The sequence below is a fragment of the Microbacterium sp. BH-3-3-3 genome (assembly GCF_001792815.1).
Lineage (GTDB): Bacteria > Actinomycetota > Actinomycetes > Actinomycetales > Microbacteriaceae > Microbacterium.
Genome location: NZ_CP017674.1, coordinates 2,983,189 through 3,004,857, shown reverse-complemented (window position 1 = coordinate 3,004,857; position 21,669 = coordinate 2,983,189). Strand labels below are relative to the sequence as shown.

Sequence of the window (21,669 nt, the reverse complement as noted above, 5' to 3'; positions counted from 1 at the left end):
TATCCTTACCTTCGTGCCTGACCTCGCCACCGTCACTCCCCCGACGGCGGTCACCCGACTCGTCACCCGTCACCGGGCCGCGCGAATGCGCCTGGTGATTCTGACCGTCGCGATGGTGGTGGCGGTCATCGTGCTCACCGTCGCCAGCCTCGCCGTCGGGTCGCGCGCGCTCGCCCCCGCCGACGTCATCGCCGCCCTGTTCTCGGACAGGCGAGATGCCGCGGGCGTGATCGTGCACGAGCTCCGTGTTCCACGCACGCTCACCGCCCTGCTGGCCGGTGCGTGCCTCGGGGTGGCGGGTGTGCTCATGCAGGCGGTCACCCGCAATCCCCTCGCCGATCCGGGTTTGTTGGGCGTCAACGCGGGAGCGGCCGTCGGGGTGGTCGTGGCGATCGCCTTCTTCGGCGTGGGGACGGCGAGCGGATACGTCTGGTTCGCCTTCGCGGGAGCCGCGTCGGCGGCCCTGCTGGTGAACGCCGCCGCCCGTCCCGGTCGCCGCGGCGACACCGTCGGACTGATCCTGGCCGGAGTCGCGCTGAGTGCGTGTCTCGGCGCGGTCGTGCGCATCATCACGCTCGCCGACGACGACACGTTCGAGTCGTTCCGGTTCTGGGCCGTCGGCTCGTTCGAGCGGCGCGACGCGGACGTGGCGGCGCAGGTGCTCCCGTTCGCGATCGCGGGCCTGATCCTGACCCTCGTGATCGCTCGGGGACTCGACCAGCTGCGCCTGGGCACCGACCTGGCCCGCTCGCTCGGAACCTCGCCCGCCCTGACGATCGTCGGCGCGGGCGCGGCCATCACCCTGCTCTGTGCCGCCGCGACCTCGGCCGCGGGGCCGCTGGCCTTCATCGGCCTGATCGTCGCCCACATCGTGCGCCGCACCGTCGGCGGCGACGTGCGCTCGACGATCGTCCTCGCCGCCCTGTCGGGTGCGGCGCTCACCCTCGCGAGCGATGTGATCGGACGCGTCATCGCGATACCGGGCGAGGTCGAAGCCGGGATCGTCGCGGCGTTCGTCGGGGCGCCGCTGCTGCTCTGGCTCGTCGTTCGGAGGGCGTCGTGATCGCCGCATCCCACCCGCCGAGCCGCACGCTCCCCCGACGGCGCCGCCGCGCGACGCTCGTGGTCGGCGTGACGATCGCGATCGCCGTCCTCGCGGCGATCGCCGGCCTGACGACGGGTTCCTTCCACACCTCGTTGAGCGACGTGGCATCCGCCCTGATGGGGACGGCCGACGGGCCCACCACCGTCGTCGTCATGGGGATGCGCGTTCCACGCATGCTCGCCGCCCTCGCGATCGGCGCGGCGCTGGGCCTGGCCGGCGCGGTCTTCCAGACCCTGGCACGCAACCCGCTCGCGAGCCCCGACATCATCGGGTTCAGCGCGGGCTCGGCCACCGGCGCCCTCGTCGGGCTCACGCTCATCGCGCCCACCGCGTCGCCCGCGGCGGGCGCGTGGATCGGCGGCATCCTGACGGTCGTGGTCGTCATGGCGATCGCGCGCAGCGTCGGCGTCTCGCGCGAGCGGACCATCCTCGCCGGCATCGCGCTGAGCACCCTGCTGGCGGCCGTGAACGATTATCTGCTCACCCGCGCACCGATCGAGATCGCCCGCAACGCCGACCAGTGGCTGCACGGCAGCCTCGTCGCGACCACGCTCTCCGACGTGGCCCTGCTCGTCGGGGCCCTCGGCGTCTTGGGTTTCATCCTGGTCCTGGTGCATCGTGACTTCCGCACTCTGGAGCTCGGCGACGACACCGCCCGCTCGTTGGGCGTTCGCATCGGGCACCTGCGGCTGCTGCTCATCGTGGTCGCGGCTCTTCTGACCGGAACCGCCACCGCCGTCGCCGGTCCCATCGGGTTCATCGCCCTCGCCGCCCCGCAGCTCGCGCGCCGCACCATGGGCACGAGCGGGATCCCCCTGTGGGGATCGGCGGTCACGGGCGCCACGGTGCTGCTCGTCGCCGACGTCATCGCCCAGCGGGCGCTGGCCCCGCTGCAGATCCCCGTCGGATTGCTGACGGCCGTCGTCGGAGGCGCCTACCTGTTCTGGATCGTGGCTCGAACGCGTCGGTGAGCACGAGCTCGTCATCGCGCCCGGTAAGCTGGACGATGAGGGCCTCTAGCTCAGTCGGTAGAGCATCGGACTTTTAATCCGCGGGTCGTGGGTTCGAGCCCCACGGGGCCCACCACGCACGCTCTGGGGCTGCGCCAGATTTCGTCGGGAAGCCCAAAACGGAAGTCCCGGCGGAATCCGTCCAGCTCAGGTGGTGTGACAGGCGTACGCGCAGTGGTAACAGCCGTTTACATCGCTGTAGTAACCCTTGGCAGCTTGAACAGCTCCGCTGCAGGACGCGTGGTATCCCAGATCCCGCCGATTGACCGGGGCCGGTAAGCACGCCTTTGTCGAGGCGAGGTCATGGACCTCGTGATCCCCTGAGCTAGGCTGAGCATTCTTGTTTACGGTGTAGTACGGCATTGCACTTCCCCAGTTCTACGCACACCAGCGTGCGTCTGTTGATTGTAGGCGCGCCCTCCGACACCGCCCCCGGCATTTAGTTTCGAACAGCGGCAAGCACAGAGTCGGTGAACGACTGCACCTTGACCGCGTCTCGATTCAGGTCTCCACCTCCGAGCGCAACGTCGATCGCATGCGCGGCCTTCTCGAAAAGCTCGATGGCCTTCGAGTCATCCCATAGCACTTCGTTGATCTTCTGAGCATAACCCTCCATCTTATTGGCGGTGAATGCGGGCATTGCGTTACCCTTCGCGGCTATGTACCGCGCCGCGGTCAACAGGTGATAGCGAGCAGGCTTGTACCTCACCGGGATCTGGCCGTTCCGGAACAAATACTCGAGTTTGTAGTAAGCGAACGCGGAGGTGTAGTACGGCTCGATCTTGTGCTCAGACTGGAAGATGGTCTTGCCTACATAGGGTTTGAGTTCGGAATAATAGTTCGCTGCACGACGGGGCTCGTCTAGAAACATCGCCGCGAACGACCGAAGCGCGAGGGTCTTGGTGATGATGCGCACTTTTTCAACACCTTGGGCACTGAATTGCTTCGACCGGCGCTCGTAGTGCAGCCGATGGCGTTCGTCTCCAACCGACGACATGAATGCTTCTAGCTGCTTCTGGAACGTCGTGAGGGCGAAAAGATCCTCGTCAGTGACTTCTGTCTGACGGTTGGTGGCCGTGGTGATCGCATTGATCACTTCGTCGTCGTTAGTGGCGATGACCTTGAAAGGAACCCCGAGATTATCTGGAAGTTTATCTCGGGAGTTATACAGAACGTGACTTGTCTGGCAACCGTTGACAATTTGGTAATCAGATACATGAAACTTGTTAGCCGTGCTTTTCAGCCCACGTGCAACGAGGGTCACTCCGTTGTTTAGCACCGCGAACCGATCCGATCCCTCTGGAGTAGAGAGACTGTGAGCCATTTCATTGTTCACGGGGTTGTCACCCTGGAAGTCACGCACGTTGTCCTCGAAAATGTGACGACGGATGCTGCCGGTCTCCGCATCCGACACAATCTTGAGGAACTCACTAAGCGGCAATACACCAATATACGACTCAGTCACACCCTCGATATCGGGCAAAGTCGCCTTGTTCGCGAAGGTAAACTCAACTGAAGTTGCGTTCTTGGATCTGATCCAAGCCGCCTGAAGCTCCGTAGCACCGAACGGTCGTAGGGTGACTCTGCTGAACAGGTTGGTCTCAGCGAGCCGCTCTTCGGCGCGCCGAATTTTACCAACCAGATGTGCATCGTCGGTCCACTTCCCGGTGCTCACGTAGAACATCTCGCAGGTGGGCTTGTCATGTTTGAACTGTGAACTGTGATCGTAAACCCAGGTCATCAGCTCCCGAGCAGCGACAATACGATCGGAAATCGGGAGTCTAGGCGACTCCTCAAAAAACTCCAGGACACCGTCGCCGACCGCCGCAATCTCTTCTCCGCTGAACCCGCTAGCCGACTTCGCCTGGATGAATATGAATCGGACATCCAAATATCCGTTGGTTGTTAAGAACTCGGACATTTCGTCGATGTCGGTCACCAGCGCGCCGTTGACAATAACCGCAACACCATCGAGCGCCAGGTCCGCACCTCCGCCGGTGTGAACGTCGACGACGCTGAACTCGTCGTCATAATTCTCGGCCAGCACGCAGTAGTTCACGAAGTGCTCGAAAGTCGTTGCCGACTGTCCCGCTGGCAACGCTTGCTCAGTACGAAAGTCCTCGACGTATGCCGTTGTGATCCTGTCCATTCCAGGATCATGGCACAGCTAAAAATCCCGCCCGCGGCACATTTTCAAGGCGCGACATGCTGCGCGTAGTCCATCGGGTGCAGGTGCGTGTAGATCGTGTCTGCCTGCTTCGTGGGGTTGAGGCCGTACCCCGCTCCCCGCGGCCGGATCAACTCTGACATCATCGAGTTCTCTCGGCCGCCGCCGCGACCGGCAAAATCGAGACGCCAAACCTCGTCCAATTTGCGTAGATCGAGCAACAACGATGAGACTTACCCCCCTGGCATTCCGCGTCGTGGCTAGGGGTACGCCCCAACGTCGTACGTCTAGTCAAGCTTGCTGAGTGGGTAGTCGGCCTTCTTGCGCTTTGGATTGGCCTCGTTGATTCGCAGTGTGGCCCACCGCGGAGGCGTACCCGCCAGTCGCTCGACTGGCCGCCTATGCACCAGCAGCACGGCACCGACGTACGCGCGCAGCTGGACGTCGGACAAACCCGACTAGGGGCGGGTGATGCACCAGGGCAAGAGTTGAACCGTTCAACCGCTGCCGGCTTCACATCATCGAGACACCTCGCCTTCCTCGGCAGACCGCGCGCGAGTTCTACTCTTCGCGCCCGTTCGATCGAGCTATTGAACGGAGGTGGGTGTCAGTTCGCCGAAATGCGTCGACCGGGAAGCGTTCTCGATCTGAAGGCACCGGATATCACGCGACGCGCTGGCGCCTGACCGTTCTCGACTGCCCCGAAGTAGCGGGCCAAGGGGTAGGCGCCCGCCTACCCGCCCGACTCCCACAATGCATGTCAAATGGTTCGTCGCCGTCGCACGGGTTTGCTTCGCGGCCACCACCTCACACCCGCCGAGTCCGAGCCGACGTTCTATGCTGACCACACCACCGCCGATCGATCGGTGAGAATCGAAATGCGCGGGTCTCCCCAGACCCAGGGCGCCGCAGTAAGCCACCGAATGACCGTCGGGTAGGCACTCGTACCCGCAGCGTTCCCACCGAGCCGACTTTGCGCGCCGCGGCGGAGAAGGTGTCACGGACATCGAAATGCTCCACATCGATCGCGCGCGGAGTAGGCGACCATCCCACCGGAGCACAGGATGAACTCATACCGGCAGGCCGATTGGGACGCGAGCCCCGAGCATCCATCGACCGTGGTGAAGCCGTACCTGATGGGGACAGGGGTAGTGACCGGGGAAGACACCGGCACCCGCCCGCTCTCGCCTCCGCACTCGCACGCCGACGCGATGCTCGCGTGGTGCTACCGCGGCACCGTGTGGATCCACCTGCAGGACGCGATGTGGCGACTCGCTCCGGGCCAAGGGGTCTGGATCCCCGCGCATACGCCGCACACGGCGCACCACGAACGGGACTCCGTCGGTTGCTACACCTATCTGCCGGCAACGTCCGCCATCACACCGATCGACGACATCACACGGGTCCTCGTGCCGCGCGCCGTGCAGGAGATGCTGCTGCACCTCGGCATCAACGACATGCCCACCGACCTGCGCGTGCGCATCCAGTCCACTCTGATCGAGATGCTGCAGCAGCCGACCCCCGATGCGCTCAATGGCTGGGGCGAGGTCCCGCTGCCCACCGACGAGCGCGTGCGCGCGCTGACGCAGGCGGTGCTGGACGATCCAGGCGATCCGCGCAGCGCCGGCGAGCTGTTCCTCGCCCACGGTCTGCATGAGCGCACCGTACTGCGCATCTTCCAGAACGACGTCGGCATGACGTTCGGGCGGTGGCGCACCGGGGTTCGGTTGACCCTCGGCGCCCGCCTGATCATCGATGGCACCCCCATCGGTGCGGCGGCTCACCGGTGCGGCTATGCCACGACCAGCGCCTTTTCCGCGAGCTTCAAGGAGCGGTTCGGACTCACCCCGCGTCAGCATGTCGCACGCGTGCAGGCGGACTCCGCACACCACCTCTATTGGCGCTGACTCTCGCGCCCGCTCGAGCCGACGTGTCTGTTTGACGACACAAGTCGTCCATCGATCGACACTGGCCGCCGCATCCGCGATCTAGCATCGATTTGTTAGGGCATGCTTACCTAACTTCTCGCCGCGTTGCCGCGGCACTCCCCTCCCATCTCTCAAGGAGAACCATGTCGCACGCTTTCGCGCGCCCGAAAATCCGGCGCGGGTCCGCGCTCGTTGCCGCGGCCATCGCCGCTGCCCTCATCCTGACCGGCTGCTCGACCAGCGGCGAGACCGCCGGATCCACCACGCCCTCGACCTCCGCCGGTGGCGTGGTCATCGAGCACGGCCACGGCGAGACCGTCATTCCCGAGAAGCCTCAGCGCGTCGTCGCCCTCGGCTGGATGACGCCCGACGTCGTCGCCGCCCTCGGCACGAACCCGGTCGGCATCGAAGAGGTCTGGGGCGCTGGCGAGAGCGGCTACCAGCCGTGGTTCGAGGAGTTCGTGACCGAGAAGTACGGCGAGACCCCCGAGATCATCCCGTTCACCGAAGACGGACCCAACTACGAGGCGATCAAGGCCCTCAAGCCCGACCTGATCCTCAGCCTGTACTCGGGCGTGAGCGACATCGAGTACGAGCGCCTCAGTGAGATCGCGCCGACCGTGCCGTACATCGACGGACCGTGGAATCCGGGCACCTGGGAGGGCATGACGCGGACCGTCGGCAAGGCGCTGTCGGAGGACGCCAAGGCCGAGGAGCTGATCGCCGAGACCGAGGAGCAGATCACCACCCTCGCCGGCGAGCACCCCGAGTTCCAGGACAAGACCTTCGTCTGGGGTCTGACCCTGAACGAGGGCGGCACCGACCTCGGCGTCTATCTGAACTACGACCCCCGCGTGCGCATCACGGAGGCGCTCGGATTCACCTCCACCTCGGCCATGGACAGCTTCCTCGCGAGCGCCGAGGGCGACAACTGGTACACCGGTGTCAGCCTGGAGAAGCTCTACGACGTGCAGGCCGACCTGTTCGCCGCCTGGGGCGGGAGCGCCGCGGAAGGCACGTACACGGTCGAGAACAAGGTCGTCTCGCGCTGGAACCCGGTCGCGAACGGTTCCTACGTGATCTACGCGGATGCCGTGAAGGCCTCCGCGATCAGCGCTCCGACCGTGCTGTCGCTGAAGTACATCCTCCCGACGTACGTCGACGACCTCGCGGCCGCGCTGCAGGGCACGCCGACCATCGCGGGAGAGTGACCCGCGAGATGTCCCTGGCGACGACAGACGGCACGGACGTCTCGAACACGGGTGCGGAGGGCCGGGCAGTCGGCTCTCCGCACCGCAACGCGACCCTCGTGCTGGGACTCATCGTCTCGGCGGTGGTGCTGGTGCTCGCCACCCTCGCCTCGCTGGCCGTCGGCAACCGGGCGATCGATCCCCTCACCGTGCTGCACTCCCTGTTCGCCTATGACGACGCCGACCCCCTGCACCTCATGGTGGTGGAGCTGCGGGTGCCCCGAACGGTGCTGGGCATCGTCGTGGGCGCGGGCTTGGCCGTGTGCGGCGGGCTCATCCAGGCCTTCACCCGCAACCCCCTGGCCGACCCCGGCATCCTGGGGGTGAACGCGGGGGCATCCTTCGCCGTCACGTTCGCGGTCGGGGTGCTGGGGCTGACCACCCCCGGCGCGTACGTGCCCTTCGCGCTGGCCGGTGCCTTCGTGCTGACCATCCTCGTGTACGCGCTCGGCTCGTTCGGAGCCTCCGGGGCCACGCCCATGAAGCTGACGCTCGCCGGGGTCGCCCTCGGCGCGGCGCTCACCGGCCTCACGACCGCGATCGTGCTGCGCGATCTGGGCACGCTCCAGGTCATGCGCTTCTGGGGCGTAGGCTCGATCGGCGGACGCACCCTCGACCAGCTCGCCTGGGCAACCCCGCTGATCGTCGGCGGTCTGCTGATAGGGCTGTTGTGCGCCCGTTCCCTGAACGCGCTGGCCCTCGGCGACGACCTGGCCCAGGCGCTCGGCGCCAGGGTGCGTGTCACCCGCGTGCTCGTGATCATCGCGGTCACGCTGCTGGCGGGCACGAGCGTCGCCGCCGCCGGTCCCATCGCTTTCGTGGGGCTGATGATCCCCCACATCGTGCGGTGGTTCACGGGCCCCGATCAGCGCTGGGTGCTGACGTACGCCATGATCATCGGCCCGACCTTCCTGTTGTTCGCCGACGTCCTGGGCCGCATCGTGCTGCCCAGCGGCGAGCTGCGCGTCGGGATCGTCACCGCCCTGCTGGGCGCCCCGCTCCTGATCGCGCTCGTGCGCCGCGAGCGGGTGAGCGGACTGTGAGCATCGATCGGCGCCCCACCCCCACCGCACACGATGACGCAGCCTTCGCGCCCGTCGACCGCGGACGTCGGCAGATCCGAATCGACACCGCCCGCGTCGCGACGCTCATCCCGGTCCGCTCGATCGTGATCTGCGTGCTGCTCGTCGTCGTGATCGTCGCCGCGGGTCTGTGGTCGATGACGATCGGCGCCTACGAGGTGGACCTCGCGGCGGTCATCCGCGCTGTCGTCGACCCGTCCTCCGACTCCGACATCCGCCAGGTGGTCCTCGAGTGGCGACTGCCACGGGTCTTGTTCGCGGTGCTCTGCGGCGCCGCTCTCGCCTTGGCCGGCGGCATCTTCCAGTCGCTCACCCGCAATCCGCTCGGCTCGCCCGACATCATCGGCTTCGGCATCGGCGCCCAGTTCGGGGTGACCCTCACGATGGTGGTGCTGGAGCTGAACACCTACATGTTCAAGGCCGCCGGGGCACTCGTCGGCGGTCTGCTTACCGCACTGCTCGTGTACGTGCTGGCGAACAAGAGGACCCTGTCGTCGTTTCGCCTGATCATCGTCGGTATCGGCGTCTCGGCCGGGCTCGGGTCGCTCACCTCCTGGATCCTGATCTCGGTCAGCGTCGAGAAGGCCATGATGGCGGCGACCTGGGGGGCGGGTTCGCTCGCCTCGCTCGGCTTCGAGCAGCTGGTCCCCGCCTCGATCGTGTTCGCGATCGTCACCGTGTTGTCACTTCCGCTGAGCCGCACGCTGCCGGTTCTCGAGATGGGCGACGACGCGGCGACCGCGCTGGGCATCACTCCCGGTCGCACGCGGCTCGCCGCGATGGTGTTCGGCGTCGCTCTGGTGGCGCTGGTCACCGCGGCCGCCGGCCCTCTCTCGTTCATCGCGCTGGCGGCTCCGCAGATCTCGCAGCGCCTCACCCGCTCGAACACCCCGATGGACCCCGTCCCGGTGATGCTGACCGGCGCCGCCCTCGTCGTGGTCTCCGACGCGGTCGCCCAGCTCGTCGCGGTCCCCGTCGGGGTCGTGACGGTCTCGATCGGCGGCATCTATCTCGCTTGGCTGCTGGCCGCGCAGTACGCGCGCCGCACCTGAAAGGAACACGCATGATCGCTTCGCTGCGCGCCCGCGACATCACGCTGGGCTACGGGGAGACCCCCGTCATCTCCGACCTGTCGCTGGAGGTGCCGGACAACTCGTTCACGATCATCATCGGACCGAACGCGTGCGGCAAGTCGACCCTGCTGCGCGGGTTCGCTCGACTGCTTCGCCCTCGCACCGGTGCCGTGCTGCTCGATGGCGACGAGCTGCGCTCCCTCAAGCCGAAGGATGCCGCACGCAAGCTGGGGCTCCTCCCCCAGTCGTCCCTCGCCCCCGACGGGATCACCGTCGCCGACCTGGTCGGACGGGGCCGGTTCCCCCACCAGAGTGCGATGCGCACCTGGAGCGCCGCCGATGAGCGCGCGGTCTCCGAGGCGATGGCGGCGACCGGGGTCACCGATCTGTCCCGCCGGCTGGTCGACGAACTCTCGGGCGGCCAGCGGCAGCGCGTATGGGTGGCCATGGCCCTCGCCCAGCAGACCCCGCACCTGCTGCTCGACGAGCCGACGACCTTCCTCGACATCGCGCACCAGATCGACCTGATGGAGCTGTTCGCCGATCTGCACCGCAGCGGCACCACCCTGGTGGCCGTACTGCACGACCTCAATCACGCCGCGCGCTACGCGACCCACCTCGTGGCGATGCGCGACGGGGCCATCGTGGCGCAGGGAGACCCCCGCGAGATCATCACCGCCCATCTCGTGGAGGCCGTGTACGACCTGCCCTGCACGGTGATCACCGACCCCGTCTCGGGCACACCGCTGGTGCTGCCGCTCGGTCGGCGGACGCAGTGACGACAACAGTGACGAAGACTCCGCGGCGGCTCTTCGGGATCGCGCTGAAGGCCGAGGGGCGCGGTGCGGCCCTCGCCGCGGCAACGGCACTGCTCATCGTGCACGCGCTGGCCGAGGCCACGATCCCCGTCCTCATCGGCGCGACGATCGACCGCGCCGTGCTCCCCGCCGACCCGGTCGCGCTCGCCGTCTGGATCAGTGTGCTGGTCGCGACGTTCCTGGTGCTCACCGTGAGCTACCAGTCGGCATCCTGTCTGATGGTCTCGATCTACGGCTACGGCGAGCAGGCGCTGCGCCACCTCGCCCTGTCGCGAATGCTGCGCCCCCGACTGTCCCGCCGCACGGTGACGCCGGGTGAAGCGCTGACCTTCGTGACCTCCGACACCTATCGCGTGGCCGGTGTCGCCTGGTCGGTGGCGCAGCAGTGCTCCACGATCGCCGCGATCGTCGGCGCCGGGCTGGCGATCCTGGTGATCTCGCCGGTCGCGACTCTCGTCGTGTTCGGTTCGACGATCGCGATGATGTTCGTGATGCAGGTCGTCTCGCGTCCGCTCGAGCGTCGAGGCTTCGCCGAACAGCACGCCGCCACCGAGGCGGGGGCCATCGCCGCCGACTTCATGAGCGGATTCCGCGTGCTGGTGGGCATCGGCGCCCGCGAGGAGGCCGTGCGGCGCTACGTCGCCGCGAGCGACACCGCCCGGCGAGCCGCGACGGCCGCCGGTCGATCCCTCGCCTCGTACGAGGCGATCAGCAGCACGCTGGCCGCGGTCGCGACGACCGCGCTCGCGGGGATGTCGGCGTGGTTCGCATCCGAGGGTCGCATCAGCATCGGCGAGCTGGTCGCCGTGCTCGGCCTCGCCCAGTTCATCACCGGCTACCTCGCCTACGCGGGCTCGTTCCCCTCGAACTGGATCCACAAGCTCGCCTCGGCCAAGCGGCTCGCCGAGGTCATCGACGCCGAAGACCTGCTCGCCCCACCCGTGACGCACGAACGCCGTCGGGATGCGGCGGACGACGTCGTGCTGGCCTTCCGGGCCGGCGCCGAGCCCGAGTCGCTCGTCGAGGTGAGGAAGGGCGAGCTGCTCGGCATCCTTCCTCCCGACAGCGACACGGCCCGAGCGCTCTCCCGACGCCTCGGCCTGCGCACGCCGCCCGTGCCGGGTCACGTGCAACTCGCCGTCGACGGTGAACGACGGGACCTGTCCGAGTGGGACCCGGTCGAATACCGCCGCCGCGTCGTCGCCCCGCCGCACGGTCAGACGATCGTGAACGGCACGCTGCGCGAAGCCGTGCGCGGACACGGCACCGACGGATCCCCGAACCCCTCGCTCGTCGACATGGCGGCGCTGCAGGACACCGTCGTGCAGATCGGGGGCTGGGACTCGAAGGTCGGCGAGGCGGGCCGACGACTTTCGGGAGGACAGCGACAGCGCATCGGGATCGCCCGCGCCCTGCACGCGAAGGCCGACGTGCTCGTGCTCGACGAGCCGACCTCGGCCGTCGATGCCGTCACCGAGGCGCGCATCGCCCGTTCGCTCGCCCGACACAGCGACACCGTCATCGTGATCACCACCTCCCCCGTGCTGCTGGGAGCCTGCGACCGGGTCATCGAACTCTCCTCCCACGGATCGGAGTCGGCATGAGCGACGCCCTCGACACCGCCCCGCCCCTTCTGCCGATCGCCTCCGGCGCGCGCGTGCGCACGGCGATCGGGGCACTGCTGAGACAGCACCCGGGCAGAGTGGCCGGCGTCGCCGTGCTGTTCCTCGCGGCATCCGCTCTGGGCATCGTGATGCCCGCGTGTCTGGGGCGCATCGTCGACGCCGTCTCGTCCGACGCGGGATCCCTCACGATCGCGGGCTGGGTCATCGGCGCCGGTGCCGGGGCGATCGGATCTGCGGTCGTGATGCTCTGGGCGGTGCGTGTGCTCACCGCACTGGTGCAGGACATGCTCGCCCGCCTGCGCGAAGACGTGTTCACCTCGGCCATGCGCCTGCCGGTGAGCACCGTCGATGACGGCGAGAGCGCCGACCTGCTCTCCCGCCTCACCGGTGACGTCGACGCCGTCGCGGAAGCCGGGGGCAACGTCGCGCCCACCCTGTTGTCCGCCGCCTTCGCCATCGCCGTCTCGGTGGTCGCGCTGACCGCGCTCGACCCCTGGCTCGCGCTCGCCGGTATCGCCTCGGCGCCGTTCTACGTGCTCGGCACCCGGGCGTTCCTGCGTAGGTCGCGCGTCGTTTTCCGCGAGGTGCGCATACGTGAGGCCGCGCGCAGTCAGGCCGTGCTCGAGGCGGTCGAGGGCATCGACACGCTCACCGCGTTCAACGAGCAGGATCACGCGCTCGCTCGCGTGTCCGAGCGCGCCGAAGCCTCGATCCGGATGCAGATCGAGGGCGTCCGGGTGACGAACCGGCTGTTCCGGTGGATCAACGCCGGAGAGCTGGTCGGCCTGGCCGCGATCCTCGGTACGGGTTTTCTGCTGCAGTCCGCCGGGGCGATCACGGTGGGCATGGTGACGACGGCGGCACTGCTCTTCCATCGGCTGTTCGGGCCGGTCGGTCAGTTGATCTTCGGACTCAACGACATCCAGCGCGCGGCGATCGGACTCGCGCGCCTCGTGGGCGTCATCGACCTCGCTCCGGCGCCCTCGAGCGCACGGGAGGGGGAATCGGATGCCGCTTCGACGGCATCCGGAGGGCTCGAGGTGCGGCAGGTGACGTTCCACTACCCGACCACCGGCCGCGGTATCAGCGACGTGAACCTGCACGTGCCTGCGGGCACGACCGCCGCGCTGGTCGGCGCCTCGGGGTCGGGCAAGAGCACCCTTGCCCGGGTGATCGCCGGACACCACCCGCCGACGTCGGGCAGCGTGCACCTGGCCTCCACCGCGAATGCGCCCTACTACCTCTCGCAGGAGCTGCACCACTTCCGGGGCACGATCGCCGACAACCTGCGCCTGGTGGCACCCGACGCCAGCCTCGACCAGATGGTCGCCGCGGTGAAAGCGGTCGGGGCGGACTGGGCGGTCGACGCGCTCACCGCGCAACCCGGCGGCTCCGACTCGTCGCATGAGCCCGCCGTGCCCCTGGACGAGGGCCGCATTCAGCAGCTCGCCATCGCGCGGGCGTTCCTGGCCGATCCCGCCGTCGTGATCCTCGACGAGGCGACCGCCGACGTCGGGCTGCACCACCGCGACGCGGTGGAGAAGGCGATTACCGCCCTGCGCCACGGCCGCACGGCGTTGCTCATCGCGCACCGGCTGCAGCAGGCCGCCACGGCCGAGCAGATCGTCGTCTTCGCCGACGGGCGTCCGACGCAGCGCGGCACGCACGAGACGCTCCTCGCCGTCGACGGGCTCTACCGCGACGCCTGGACCGCCCAGACCCCCTCGGCGCAGAACACGACCACCCGTTACCCCCGCCAGCCCTCCCCGAGCCCAGAGACGGAGACTCCGTGATCATCCACCGCGGCATCGTCAGCAGCACCACCACCCTCACCCCGAACCTGGTCCGCATCACCCTCGGCGGCGACGGCGTCGCTGACTTCGTGAGCACGGGGATCGGCGACGAATACGTGCGCGTGTTCTTCCCGCGCGGCGAGGACCCCACCGACGTCTCACTGCCCATTCCCGCCGGGGACTGGTGGGAGACCCCGGCGGGGGCGCCGGAGGCTCCGATGCGCACGTACACGATCCGTGCCGTGCGCCAGGATGCCGGCGAACTCGACATCGACTTCGTGACCCACGAATCCGGTGTCGCGGGGCCGTGGGCGCTCCGCGCAGAGCCCGGCCACGTGCTCGGCCTGAACGCGCCGACCGGTCTGTACGCTCCCCCGGCCGGCATCACCTGGCAGGTTCTGGTGGCCGATCTCACCGGCCTGCCCGCTGCGGCACGCATCGCCGCGAACGCGCCGGAGGGCGTGCGCACCCGCGTCGTCCTCGAGGTCCCCCACGAAGACGACCGGCTGCCCTTCGACGCGGGCCCCGATGTCGAGGTCACCTGGGTGATCGGCGGCAACGGCCACAGCCCGAGCGCTCTGGGTCACCTGGTGCGCGGCGTCGTAGACGCGCGTCTCCCACTCGACGAGGGCTACGTCTGGGTCGCCGGCGAGACCGTCGCGCTGCGAGACGTCCGCAAATACCTGCGCAAGGAGCTCGGCCTGCCCGCGACCAGGTTCAAGGTCGTCGGATACTGGACGCCGGTCGCCGCGTGGGACGAGAAGTTCGCCGCACTCCCCGAGTCCGTCCAGAAAGAGCTCGCCGCGATGTGGACCGAGTCCACGGACGACGAGCCGGAAGACGTGCAGATTCGCGTCGAGGAGCGCCTGGGTCGCCTCGGACTCTGACGGTCAGCGCCGCACCCGACAGCGGGCGGGAGACATGGCATCCGCTCCCCCTACCCGAGCACCTCCACGCCGAACCCCGCCACCACGTCGCGCACCTCGGCGAGGTACCGCTGCGCCTGCTCGGTGAGGGGGATCGCGGTGCGGCCGATCCAGCCGATCTCGATGTGCTCGTCGACGTCGAGGGGCACGGCGACGATCTCGGGGTCGAGGTCGTCGCTGATGATGCCGGTCGAGATCGTGTAGCCGTCGAGACCGATCATGAGGTTGAAGATCGTGGCGCGGTCCGAGACGCGGATCTCTTGCGCGCTCGACAGCGTCGAGAGGATCTCTTCGGCGAAGTAGAAGGAGTTGTTCGCCCCCTGGTCGAACGTCAGGCGCGGCAGGGCGACGAGGTCGTCGAGGGTGGCGCGCGTGCGCTGGGCGAGCGGGTTGCGCCGCGAGACGAAGATGTGCGGCTCGGCGACGAACAGCGGGTGGAACGCCAGCCCCGAGTCGCGCAGCAGCTTGTCGAGGACGTTGCGGTTGAAGTCGTTGCGGAACAGGATGCCGAGCTCGCTGCGGAGCGTGCGGACGTCTTCGATGATGTCGAAGGTGCGGGTCTCGCGCAGCGAGAACTCGTACTCCGCCGCGTTCGTGCCCTTCACCATGCGCACGAACGCGTCGACGGCGAACGAGTAGTGCTGGGTCGAGACCCCGAGCAGGCGCCGCGAGGGCGGCCGGCCGAGGTAGCGCTGCTCGAGCAGCTCGGCCTGTTCGACGACCTGACGCGCGTAGCCGAGGAACTCCACGCCGTCGACGGTGAGGGTGACCCCGCGCGCGGAACGCGTGAGCAGATCGCGTCCCACCCGGTGCTCGAGGTCTTTCATCGCGGCCGACATGGTCGGTTGAGCGACGAAGAGGATGTCGGCCGCGGCGGTGATCGATCCCTCGGCGGCGACCTCGATGAAGTACTGGAGCTGTTGCAGGGTGATGCCGCTCGTACGCTTGGCCATAGCCCCAGGCTATAGGCGTGCATAGCTGAGCGGAATTACCCGATGACCGCGGCATCCGAGCACGATGGAGTCACCGACTTCCCCGAGGCCCGCGCCTCTCGGCCCCGATTGGCTTCTCATGGCGAACGACATCACGTTCAGCATCAGCACCACCCGTTTCGACGAGGACTACGCCCCGGCCGACACCTCGCGCGTCACGACGAACTTCGCCAACCTCGCGCGGGGAGAGCACCGGCAGCAGAACCTGCGCAACGCCCTCTCGATGATCGACCGCCGCTTCAACGACCTCGCGAGCGACGACAACCCCACCGGCGACCGGTACCGCGTCGAGCTCGACATCGTCTCGGTGCAGCTGCAGTTCACCGACGGCGCCGACGACGAGCACATCCCCGTGATCGAGGTGCTCGACGTGCACGTCGTCGACACCGCCACCGGCGAGCGCCATCGAGGGATCGTCGGCAACAACTTCTCGTCGTACCTGCGCGACTACGACTTCAGCGTGGTCCTGCCCGCGGCCAACGCGAGCGGCACCGGGTTCACGGTGCCCGACGATTTCGGCATCCTGCACGGAAAGCTCTTCCAGCACTTCCTCGACTCGGATGCCTACCGCGAGCGCTTCCCCCAGTCGCCCGTGATCTGCATCAGCGTGTCGACGAGCCGCACCTACCGCCGTACGGGCGTGGTGCACCCCGTGCTGGGTATCGAGTACGAGCAGGACTCGTTCTCGATGACCGACGAGTACTTCGCCAAGATGGGCCTGCAGGCGCGCTACTTCATGCCGCGGGGCAGCGTGGCGCCGTTCGCGTTCTACTTCCGCGGCGACCTGCTGGGTGACTACACCGACCTGCAGCTGATCGGCACCATCAGCACGATGGAGACCTTCCAGAAGATCTACCGCCCCGAGGTCTACAACGCCGTCACCCCCGCCGGCGCGGTCTACCGTCCGACGCTCGACCAGCCCGACTTCGTGCGCACCGGCATCGACTACGACCGCGAAGAGCGCAGCCAGCTCGCCGTCACGCAGGGGCGCTACGCCGAGGAGCACTTCGTGAAGCCCCACCGCCTCGTTCTCGACCAGTGGGCCGCCGCCTACGCCGCCCCCGTCCGATGACCCGCGAAGGATCCACCCCCGTGCCCACCCTTCTTCCCACCTCCACCGTCGGCAGCCTTCCCAAGCCCGCGTGGCTCGCGAAGCCCGAGGTGCTGTGGTCACCGTGGGAGCTCGAGGGCGAGATCCTCGTCGAGGGCAAGCACGACGCCCTGCGCTCCGCGGTGCAGGAGCAGGAGCGACGCGGGATCGACATCATCAGCGACGGCGAGCAGACGCGTCAGCACTTCGTCACGACGTTCATCGAGAACCTCGACGGCGTCGACTTCGAGAACCGCGAGACGGTCCGCATCCGCAACCGGTACGACGCGAGCGTTCCGACCGTGGTCGGCGCCGTGAGCCGCCGGGGCCCCGTGTTCGTCGACGACGCCGCTTTCCTGCGCACGCAGACCGATCAGCCGATCAAGTGGGCACTGCCGGGACCCATGACGATGATCGACACGCTCTCCGACCGCTACTACGGCAGCCGCGAGAAGCTGGCGTGGGAGTTCGCGACCATCCTCAACCAAGAGGCACGCGAGCTCGAAGCGGCGGGGGTCGACATCATCCAGTTCGACGAGCCCGCCTTCAACGTCTTCTTCGACGAGATGAAGGACTGGGGTGTCGCCGCGCTCGAACGCGCAGCCGAAGGCCTGCGCGCCGAGACGGCCGTGCACATCTGCTACGGCTACGGCATCAAGGCCAACACCGACTGGAAGGCCACCCTCGGGTCGGAGTGGCGGCAGTACGAGGAGTCGTTCCCCCTGTTGCAGCAGTCGTCGATCGACATCGTGTCGCTGGAGAGCCACCGCTCGAACGTGCCGATCGATCTCATCGAGTTGATCCGCGGCAAGAAGATCATGCTCGGGGCGCTCGATGTCGCCAGCGAGCGGATCGAGACCCCCGAAGAGGTCGCCGACACCCTGCGGCGCGCGCTGCAGTTCGTCGACGCCGACAAGCTCATCCCGAGCTCCAACTGCGGCATGGCGCCGCTGCCGCGCGGTGTCGCCTTCGACAAGCTCAGCGCGCTGTCGGCCGGAGCGGCCCTGCTGCGCGGCGAGCTGTCCGGCACCGCCGCCTGAGTCCCGAACGGCGGATGCCACGCGGGCGGCGTGGGCGTGGCAGAGTCGGATCACACCGCTTTTCGTTCCGAGGAGAACCATGCCCATCGCCGCCGATGACCCCCGCCTGTCCTCCCCGTTCGAGGCGGCACCCACCCGCTACGACGACGTGCCCTTCGCCCGCGCCGGGGCCAGCGGCATCCCCCTTCCTCGCATCTCGCTCGGTCTGTGGCAGAACTTCGGCAGCGGGCGCACGCTCGACACCCAGCGCGAGATCCTGCGCCACGCGGTCGACCGCGGGGTCGTGCACATCGACCTCGCCAACAACTACGGCCCGCCCTACGGCGCCGCCGAGACAACCTTCGGCACGGTGCTCGACACTGACCTGCGCCGGTACCGCGACGAGCTGTTCGTCTCGACGAAGGCGGGCTACGACATGTGGCCCGGCCCGTACGGCGACGGCGGCTCGCGCAAGTACCTGATCCGCTCGCTCGAGCAGAGCCTCACGCGCATGCGCACCGACTACGTCGACGTCTTCTACTCGCACCGCGTCGACCCCGAGACCCCGATCGAAGAGACGGTCGGAGCGCTCGCCGACATCGTCCGCAGCGGCAAGGCGCTGTACGCGGGCATCTCGAACTACCCGGCCGATCTCACGCGACGCGCGCACGAGCTGCTCGCCGCCGAGGGCGTGCGCCTGTTCATCCACCAGCCGCGGTACTCGCTGTTCGACCGCACGCCCGAGGCCGAGCTGTTCCCGGTGCTGCGCGAACTCTCGGTCGGCAGCGCCGTCTTCTCGCCCCTCGCCCAGGGACTGCTGACGGCGAAGTACCTCGACGGAACGGTGCCCGCCGACTCGCGCGCCGCCGACAGTCGATTCCTCGACGAGTCCGCCCTGACCGACGACTACCTCGGCCGCATCCGCGGGATCGACGGCGTCGCGCGCGAGGCCGGCCTGTCGATCCCCCAGCTCGCCGTGGCGTGGGTGCTGCGCAATCCGGTGGTCACGACGGCGATCATCGGCGCCTCGCGCACGAGCCAGATCGACGACGCGGTCGCCGCAAGCAAGGTCACGCTGACCGACGACGTCATCGCGGCCCTCGAGCCGTTCGCCGCGACCGTGGGCGGGTCGCTGCGCTGACCCTCACCCACATCGGCGGGCGTTGCGCAACCGCCGGGGTATCCGGCATCCGTTCGCGTTGAGTGGGACTCCCACGACGCAGAACGAGGAGTGACCATGGGTGTCGGACGTTGGATCGGAACCGGAGCGGTGGGACTCGCGGGCGCTGTGCTCGCGCGGACGGCGATCGGTCGTGCCGCTGCGGCGGGGACCGTCGCCTACCGGGTCTGGAAGGACCCGAAGGTGCAGAAGATCCGTCGCAAGGTGCAGGCGAAGCTGCTGAAGCAGCGCAACGCGCGCTGAACGACTAGCGCCCCGGGAAGACCCCGAGCACGAGGCAGGCCACGCCCGCCACCGCGAGCACGGTCGCGTAGACCCACCGGTGATCCATATCGATCAGGTGCGAGTAGATGCGGTTCACCCGTGCCGCGGTGGCGGGGAAGTGGATCCACGCCGTGGCCAGCAGCACGAACGGCGCGGCGAGCGCCACGAGGAACACCGCGTAGGCCAGCCACCGCAGCAGGGGGTGGTCGCTGACGCCGTCGGCGATCCGCCCGGTCATGTACATGATCGGCAGCGTCGTGAATCCGATGACCGAGCAGCTGACGCCGAGCACGTAGTAGCTCCACGAGTGCGCGCGGGCCTGGACCTGTCTGCGCGCGGGGGAACGCACCGGGACGCGGAGCTTCCACCACGCCACCGCGACCGCACCGAGCAGGAACATCGTGCCGGCGATCAGGTCGACCCGCCGGTCGAGCACCGCCTCGGTCGTGCTGCGCTCAGCCGCCGCGACGAACTCGGTGGGGTCGAAGCTCTGCAGCAGCAGGTACAGGATCGTCGCCCCGGTCGCCAGGCCCCCGACCATCCACCCCATCCGCGCCGGAACGCGGGTGTTCTGGGCGAGCATGTCGGCGGTCGCCCCGTACAGAGCCGGGTTGAGCCCGAGGGTGAGTCCCAGACCGACCATCGTCGTCAGAGCCGCGGCCCAGCGGGCGAGGTCGTCCACGTCGCGGGTTCCTTTCGCACGAACGGATCCCGGATGCCGTGACCACGGGTCGTCACATCGTATCGACGCGCGATCCGTCGGCACCGCCCTGCCCGCCGGCCGATCGTGCGGCGTGAGATATCGTCCCCGGCGGCACGGCGCCGCTCACCGGGCGTCGAGCGGCAACGCCGACACGGGCTTGGTGACCCCGAACGCGAACGTCGTGTCGATCGAGGCCAGTGAGGGAATGGCGCGGAGGTGTTCGCGCAGCAGTCGCTCGTACGCGTCGAAGCTCGACGTGACGATGCGCACGAGGTAGTCCCAGTCGCCGGCGAGCAGGTGCGCTTCGACGATGTGCGGAATGGCGCGCAGGCGCTCCTCGACGGCGTCGACCGTCGCCCCCTCGTGCGAGGCAAGCCGCAGGCGCACGAACGCGGTGATGGGGAGGTCGACGGCGCGCGGCGAGACGACGGCGCGATAGCCCTCGATGATGCCCGCCTGCTCCAGCTGGCGCACGCGCCGCAGACAGGGCGAGGGCGACAGCCCGACGCGGTCGGCGAGCTCCTGGTTGGTCAGGCGGGCGTCCTGCTGGAGTTCGCGCAGAATGAGGCGATCGATGCGGTCGAGCGAGTGCATGCAGCAGATTCTGCCAATCCACGTCACTGTTCGGCAATATTCGCAATCGGCTGCGGCGCGGCGCTCCCTACCGTCGAGGGGTGACGACGTTCGCCCTCCCCCGCCCTTCTCTGCTGTCGCCCCGCGTCGTCGTCGGCACCGCCGCCCTCGCGGCGGTCGTGGCGCTGTGGTCGGCGTTCGCCCTGTCGACGCGCGCCCTCGACGGCGTGGGGCTGACGATGGCCGACGCCGCGGTCGTGCGTTTCGCCGTGCCCGGCCTGCTGCTCGTCCCGTGGATCCCGCGGACCCTTCGCATCCTGCGCACCGAACGCCCCGCCGTCGTGGCGCTCGTGCTGCTGGCCGGCCTTCCCCACTTCCTGATCTTCGCGTGGGGCGCGCACCTCACCTCGGCGGCGCTCACCGGGCTGCTCGTGCCCGGTACCGTGCCCCTGTTCGTCGCCGTCCTGCTCTTCCTCCGCCATCGCGCCGCCGTCTCGCGCCGGCGCCTGCTCGCGCTCGGGGCGATCGTCGCGGGTATCGCCGCCGCCGCAGCCCTCACCGGCGACACCGCGAGCGTCGGCGGCGTCGCCGTGCTCGTGGGCGCGGGCTTCGTCTGGGCCGTCTACACGCTCGGTCTCGCCCGGACGCGGCTCGATCCGCTCGGTGTGATCGTGATCGTCTCGCTCAGCTCCACGCTCGCCGCCGTCGCGCTCATCGTGACGGGGGTGATGCCCTCGCACCTGCTGGCCGGCACCGCCGACCTCGCGAGCCTGGGTACCTACGCCCTCGTGCAGGGCATCGGCACCGGGCTGCTCTCGACCGCGTGCTACGTCGTCGCGGTGAAGAACCTCGGCAGCAGCATCACCGCGACAGCCGGAGCCCTGAGCCCGGTCCTCACCGCCCTCGTCGCGGTCCCACTGCTGCACGAGCCGCTGACGGCGGGCCTCGCCGTGGCGCTGGCGCTGATCGTCACGGGAGTCATCGTCTTCACCCTGGCGCCCCGACGCGCCGCTCGGCCGCTCGACGCGGCATCCGTTTCGCCCGCCGCTCCGAACAGAGGGTGAGGCGTAA

The 21,669-nt window shown here is 68.5% G+C and carries 19 protein-coding genes and 1 tRNA gene; 16 read left to right on the top strand and 4 right to left on the bottom strand.

Translation table 11 applies throughout. The features are described 5' to 3' along the window. The first annotated feature begins 13 nt into the window (after nt 1–13). The 3 genes from BJP65_RS13860 (at nt 14) to BJP65_RS13850 (ending at nt 2,191) form a co-directional block, all read left to right on the top strand. Nucleotides 14–1,063, top strand: coding sequence for an iron ABC transporter permease (locus tag BJP65_RS13860; protein ID WP_219811351.1), 1,050 nt, complete (start codon nt 14–16; stop codon nt 1,061–1,063). Continuing rightward, the gene (locus BJP65_RS13855; protein WP_181015941.1) at nt 1,060–2,076 is read left to right on the top strand and encodes an iron chelate uptake ABC transporter family permease subunit; all 1,017 of its coding nucleotides are present in this window, start codon (nt 1,060–1,062) and stop codon (nt 2,074–2,076) included. The genes BJP65_RS13860 and BJP65_RS13855 overlap by 4 nt, the downstream gene beginning before the upstream one ends. Nucleotides 2,077–2,115: 39 nt before the next feature. After that, nucleotides 2,116–2,191 (top strand) — tRNA-Lys (locus BJP65_RS13850). A gap of 363 nt (nt 2,192–2,554) precedes the next feature. Here BJP65_RS13850 and BJP65_RS13845 read toward each other — a convergent pair. Continuing rightward, complete coding sequence (locus BJP65_RS13845) at nt 2,555–4,264, bottom strand: AIPR family protein (RefSeq protein ID WP_070409525.1); 1,710 nt, start codon at nt 4,262–4,264, stop codon at nt 2,555–2,557. Nucleotides 4,265–5,400: 1,136 nt separating this feature from the next. Between BJP65_RS13845 and BJP65_RS13840 the strand changes: the two genes are divergently transcribed. The 8 genes from BJP65_RS13840 (at nt 5,401) to BJP65_RS13805 (ending at nt 14,738) form a co-directional block, all read left to right on the top strand. After that, complete coding sequence (locus BJP65_RS13840; RefSeq protein ID WP_258027481.1) at nt 5,401–6,189, top strand: AraC family transcriptional regulator; 789 nt, start codon at nt 5,401–5,403, stop codon at nt 6,187–6,189. A 164-nt stretch (nt 6,190–6,353) separates the two neighbouring features. Then, complete coding sequence (locus BJP65_RS13835) at nt 6,354–7,421, top strand: ABC transporter substrate-binding protein (protein WP_070409523.1); 1,068 nt, start codon at nt 6,354–6,356, stop codon at nt 7,419–7,421. Nucleotides 7,422–7,429: 8 nt separating this feature from the next. Beyond that, nucleotides 7,430–8,503 carry an iron ABC transporter permease gene (locus BJP65_RS13830; RefSeq protein WP_070410029.1) on the top strand — a complete coding sequence of 358 codons (1,074 nt, stop codon included), beginning with the start codon at nt 7,430–7,432 and terminating at the stop codon, nt 8,501–8,503. Continuing rightward, nucleotides 8,500–9,594, top strand: a complete 1,095-nt coding sequence (locus BJP65_RS13825) for an iron chelate uptake ABC transporter family permease subunit (RefSeq protein ID WP_070409522.1) — start codon at nt 8,500–8,502, stop codon at nt 9,592–9,594. The genes BJP65_RS13830 and BJP65_RS13825 overlap by 4 nt, the downstream gene beginning before the upstream one ends. Nucleotides 9,595–9,605: 11 nt before the next feature. After that, entirely contained in the window at nt 9,606–10,394 is a 789-nt protein-coding gene (locus BJP65_RS13820) for an ABC transporter ATP-binding protein (RefSeq protein WP_083285866.1), read from the top strand. Nucleotides 10,395–10,402: 8 nt separating this feature from the next. Next, nucleotides 10,403–12,037, top strand: a complete 1,635-nt coding sequence (locus tag BJP65_RS13815; protein WP_181015940.1) for an ABC transporter ATP-binding protein — start codon at nt 10,403–10,405, stop codon at nt 12,035–12,037. After that, the gene (locus BJP65_RS13810; protein WP_070409519.1) at nt 12,034–13,851 is read left to right on the top strand and encodes an ABC transporter ATP-binding protein; all 1,818 of its coding nucleotides are present in this window, start codon (nt 12,034–12,036) and stop codon (nt 13,849–13,851) included. Before BJP65_RS13815 ends, BJP65_RS13810 begins: the two co-directional genes overlap by 4 nt. Then, nucleotides 13,848–14,738 (top strand): siderophore-interacting protein, encoded by an 891-nt coding sequence (locus BJP65_RS13805; RefSeq protein WP_070409518.1) that lies wholly within the window; start codon nt 13,848–13,850, stop codon nt 14,736–14,738. Before BJP65_RS13810 ends, BJP65_RS13805 begins: the two co-directional genes overlap by 4 nt. Nucleotides 14,739–14,788: 50 nt before the next feature. Here the strand turns inward: BJP65_RS13805 and BJP65_RS13800 are convergent, their stop codons facing one another. Then, nucleotides 14,789–15,730 carry a LysR family transcriptional regulator gene (locus BJP65_RS13800; protein WP_070409517.1) on the bottom strand — a complete coding sequence of 314 codons (942 nt, stop codon included), beginning with the start codon at nt 15,728–15,730 and terminating at the stop codon, nt 14,789–14,791. A 118-nt stretch (nt 15,731–15,848) separates the two neighbouring features. Between BJP65_RS13800 and BJP65_RS13795 the strand changes: the two genes are divergently transcribed. From BJP65_RS13795 to BJP65_RS13780, 4 genes are all read left to right on the top strand, one after another. Beyond that, nucleotides 15,849–16,841 carry a putative oxygenase MesX gene (locus tag BJP65_RS13795; protein WP_070409516.1) on the top strand — a complete coding sequence of 331 codons (993 nt, stop codon included), beginning with the start codon at nt 15,849–15,851 and terminating at the stop codon, nt 16,839–16,841. Nucleotides 16,842–16,861: 20 nt separating this feature from the next. Next, nucleotides 16,862–17,899 (top strand): methionine synthase, encoded by a 1,038-nt coding sequence (locus tag BJP65_RS13790; RefSeq protein WP_070409515.1) that lies wholly within the window; start codon nt 16,862–16,864, stop codon nt 17,897–17,899. Between the two features lie 79 nt (nt 17,900–17,978). Further along, nucleotides 17,979–19,019 carry an aldo/keto reductase gene (locus BJP65_RS13785; protein ID WP_070409514.1) on the top strand — a complete coding sequence of 347 codons (1,041 nt, stop codon included), beginning with the start codon at nt 17,979–17,981 and terminating at the stop codon, nt 19,017–19,019. 96 nt (nt 19,020–19,115) lie between these two features. Beyond that, nucleotides 19,116–19,301: a hypothetical protein gene (locus BJP65_RS13780; protein ID WP_070409513.1), complete on the top strand. Its 186-nt coding sequence runs from the start codon at nt 19,116–19,118 to the stop codon at nt 19,299–19,301. A gap of 4 nt (nt 19,302–19,305) precedes the next feature. On the opposite strand, the gene BJP65_RS13775 is transcribed toward BJP65_RS13780, so the two are convergent. Both BJP65_RS13775 and BJP65_RS13770 read right to left on the bottom strand, forming a co-directional pair. Further along, entirely contained in the window at nt 19,306–20,004 is a 699-nt protein-coding gene (locus BJP65_RS13775) for a hypothetical protein (RefSeq protein ID WP_070409512.1), read from the bottom strand. 144 nt (nt 20,005–20,148) lie between these two features. After that, on the bottom strand, nt 20,149–20,619 hold the full coding sequence (locus BJP65_RS13770) for an Lrp/AsnC family transcriptional regulator (RefSeq protein ID WP_070409511.1): 471 nt from the start codon (nt 20,617–20,619) through the stop codon (nt 20,149–20,151). Nucleotides 20,620–20,699: 80 nt separating this feature from the next. Here BJP65_RS13770 and BJP65_RS13765 point away from each other — a divergent pair, with 80 nt between their 5' ends. Beyond that, nucleotides 20,700–21,662, top strand: a complete 963-nt coding sequence (locus tag BJP65_RS13765) for a DMT family transporter (protein ID WP_070409510.1) — start codon at nt 20,700–20,702, stop codon at nt 21,660–21,662. Nucleotides 21,663–21,669 lie beyond the last annotated feature (7 nt).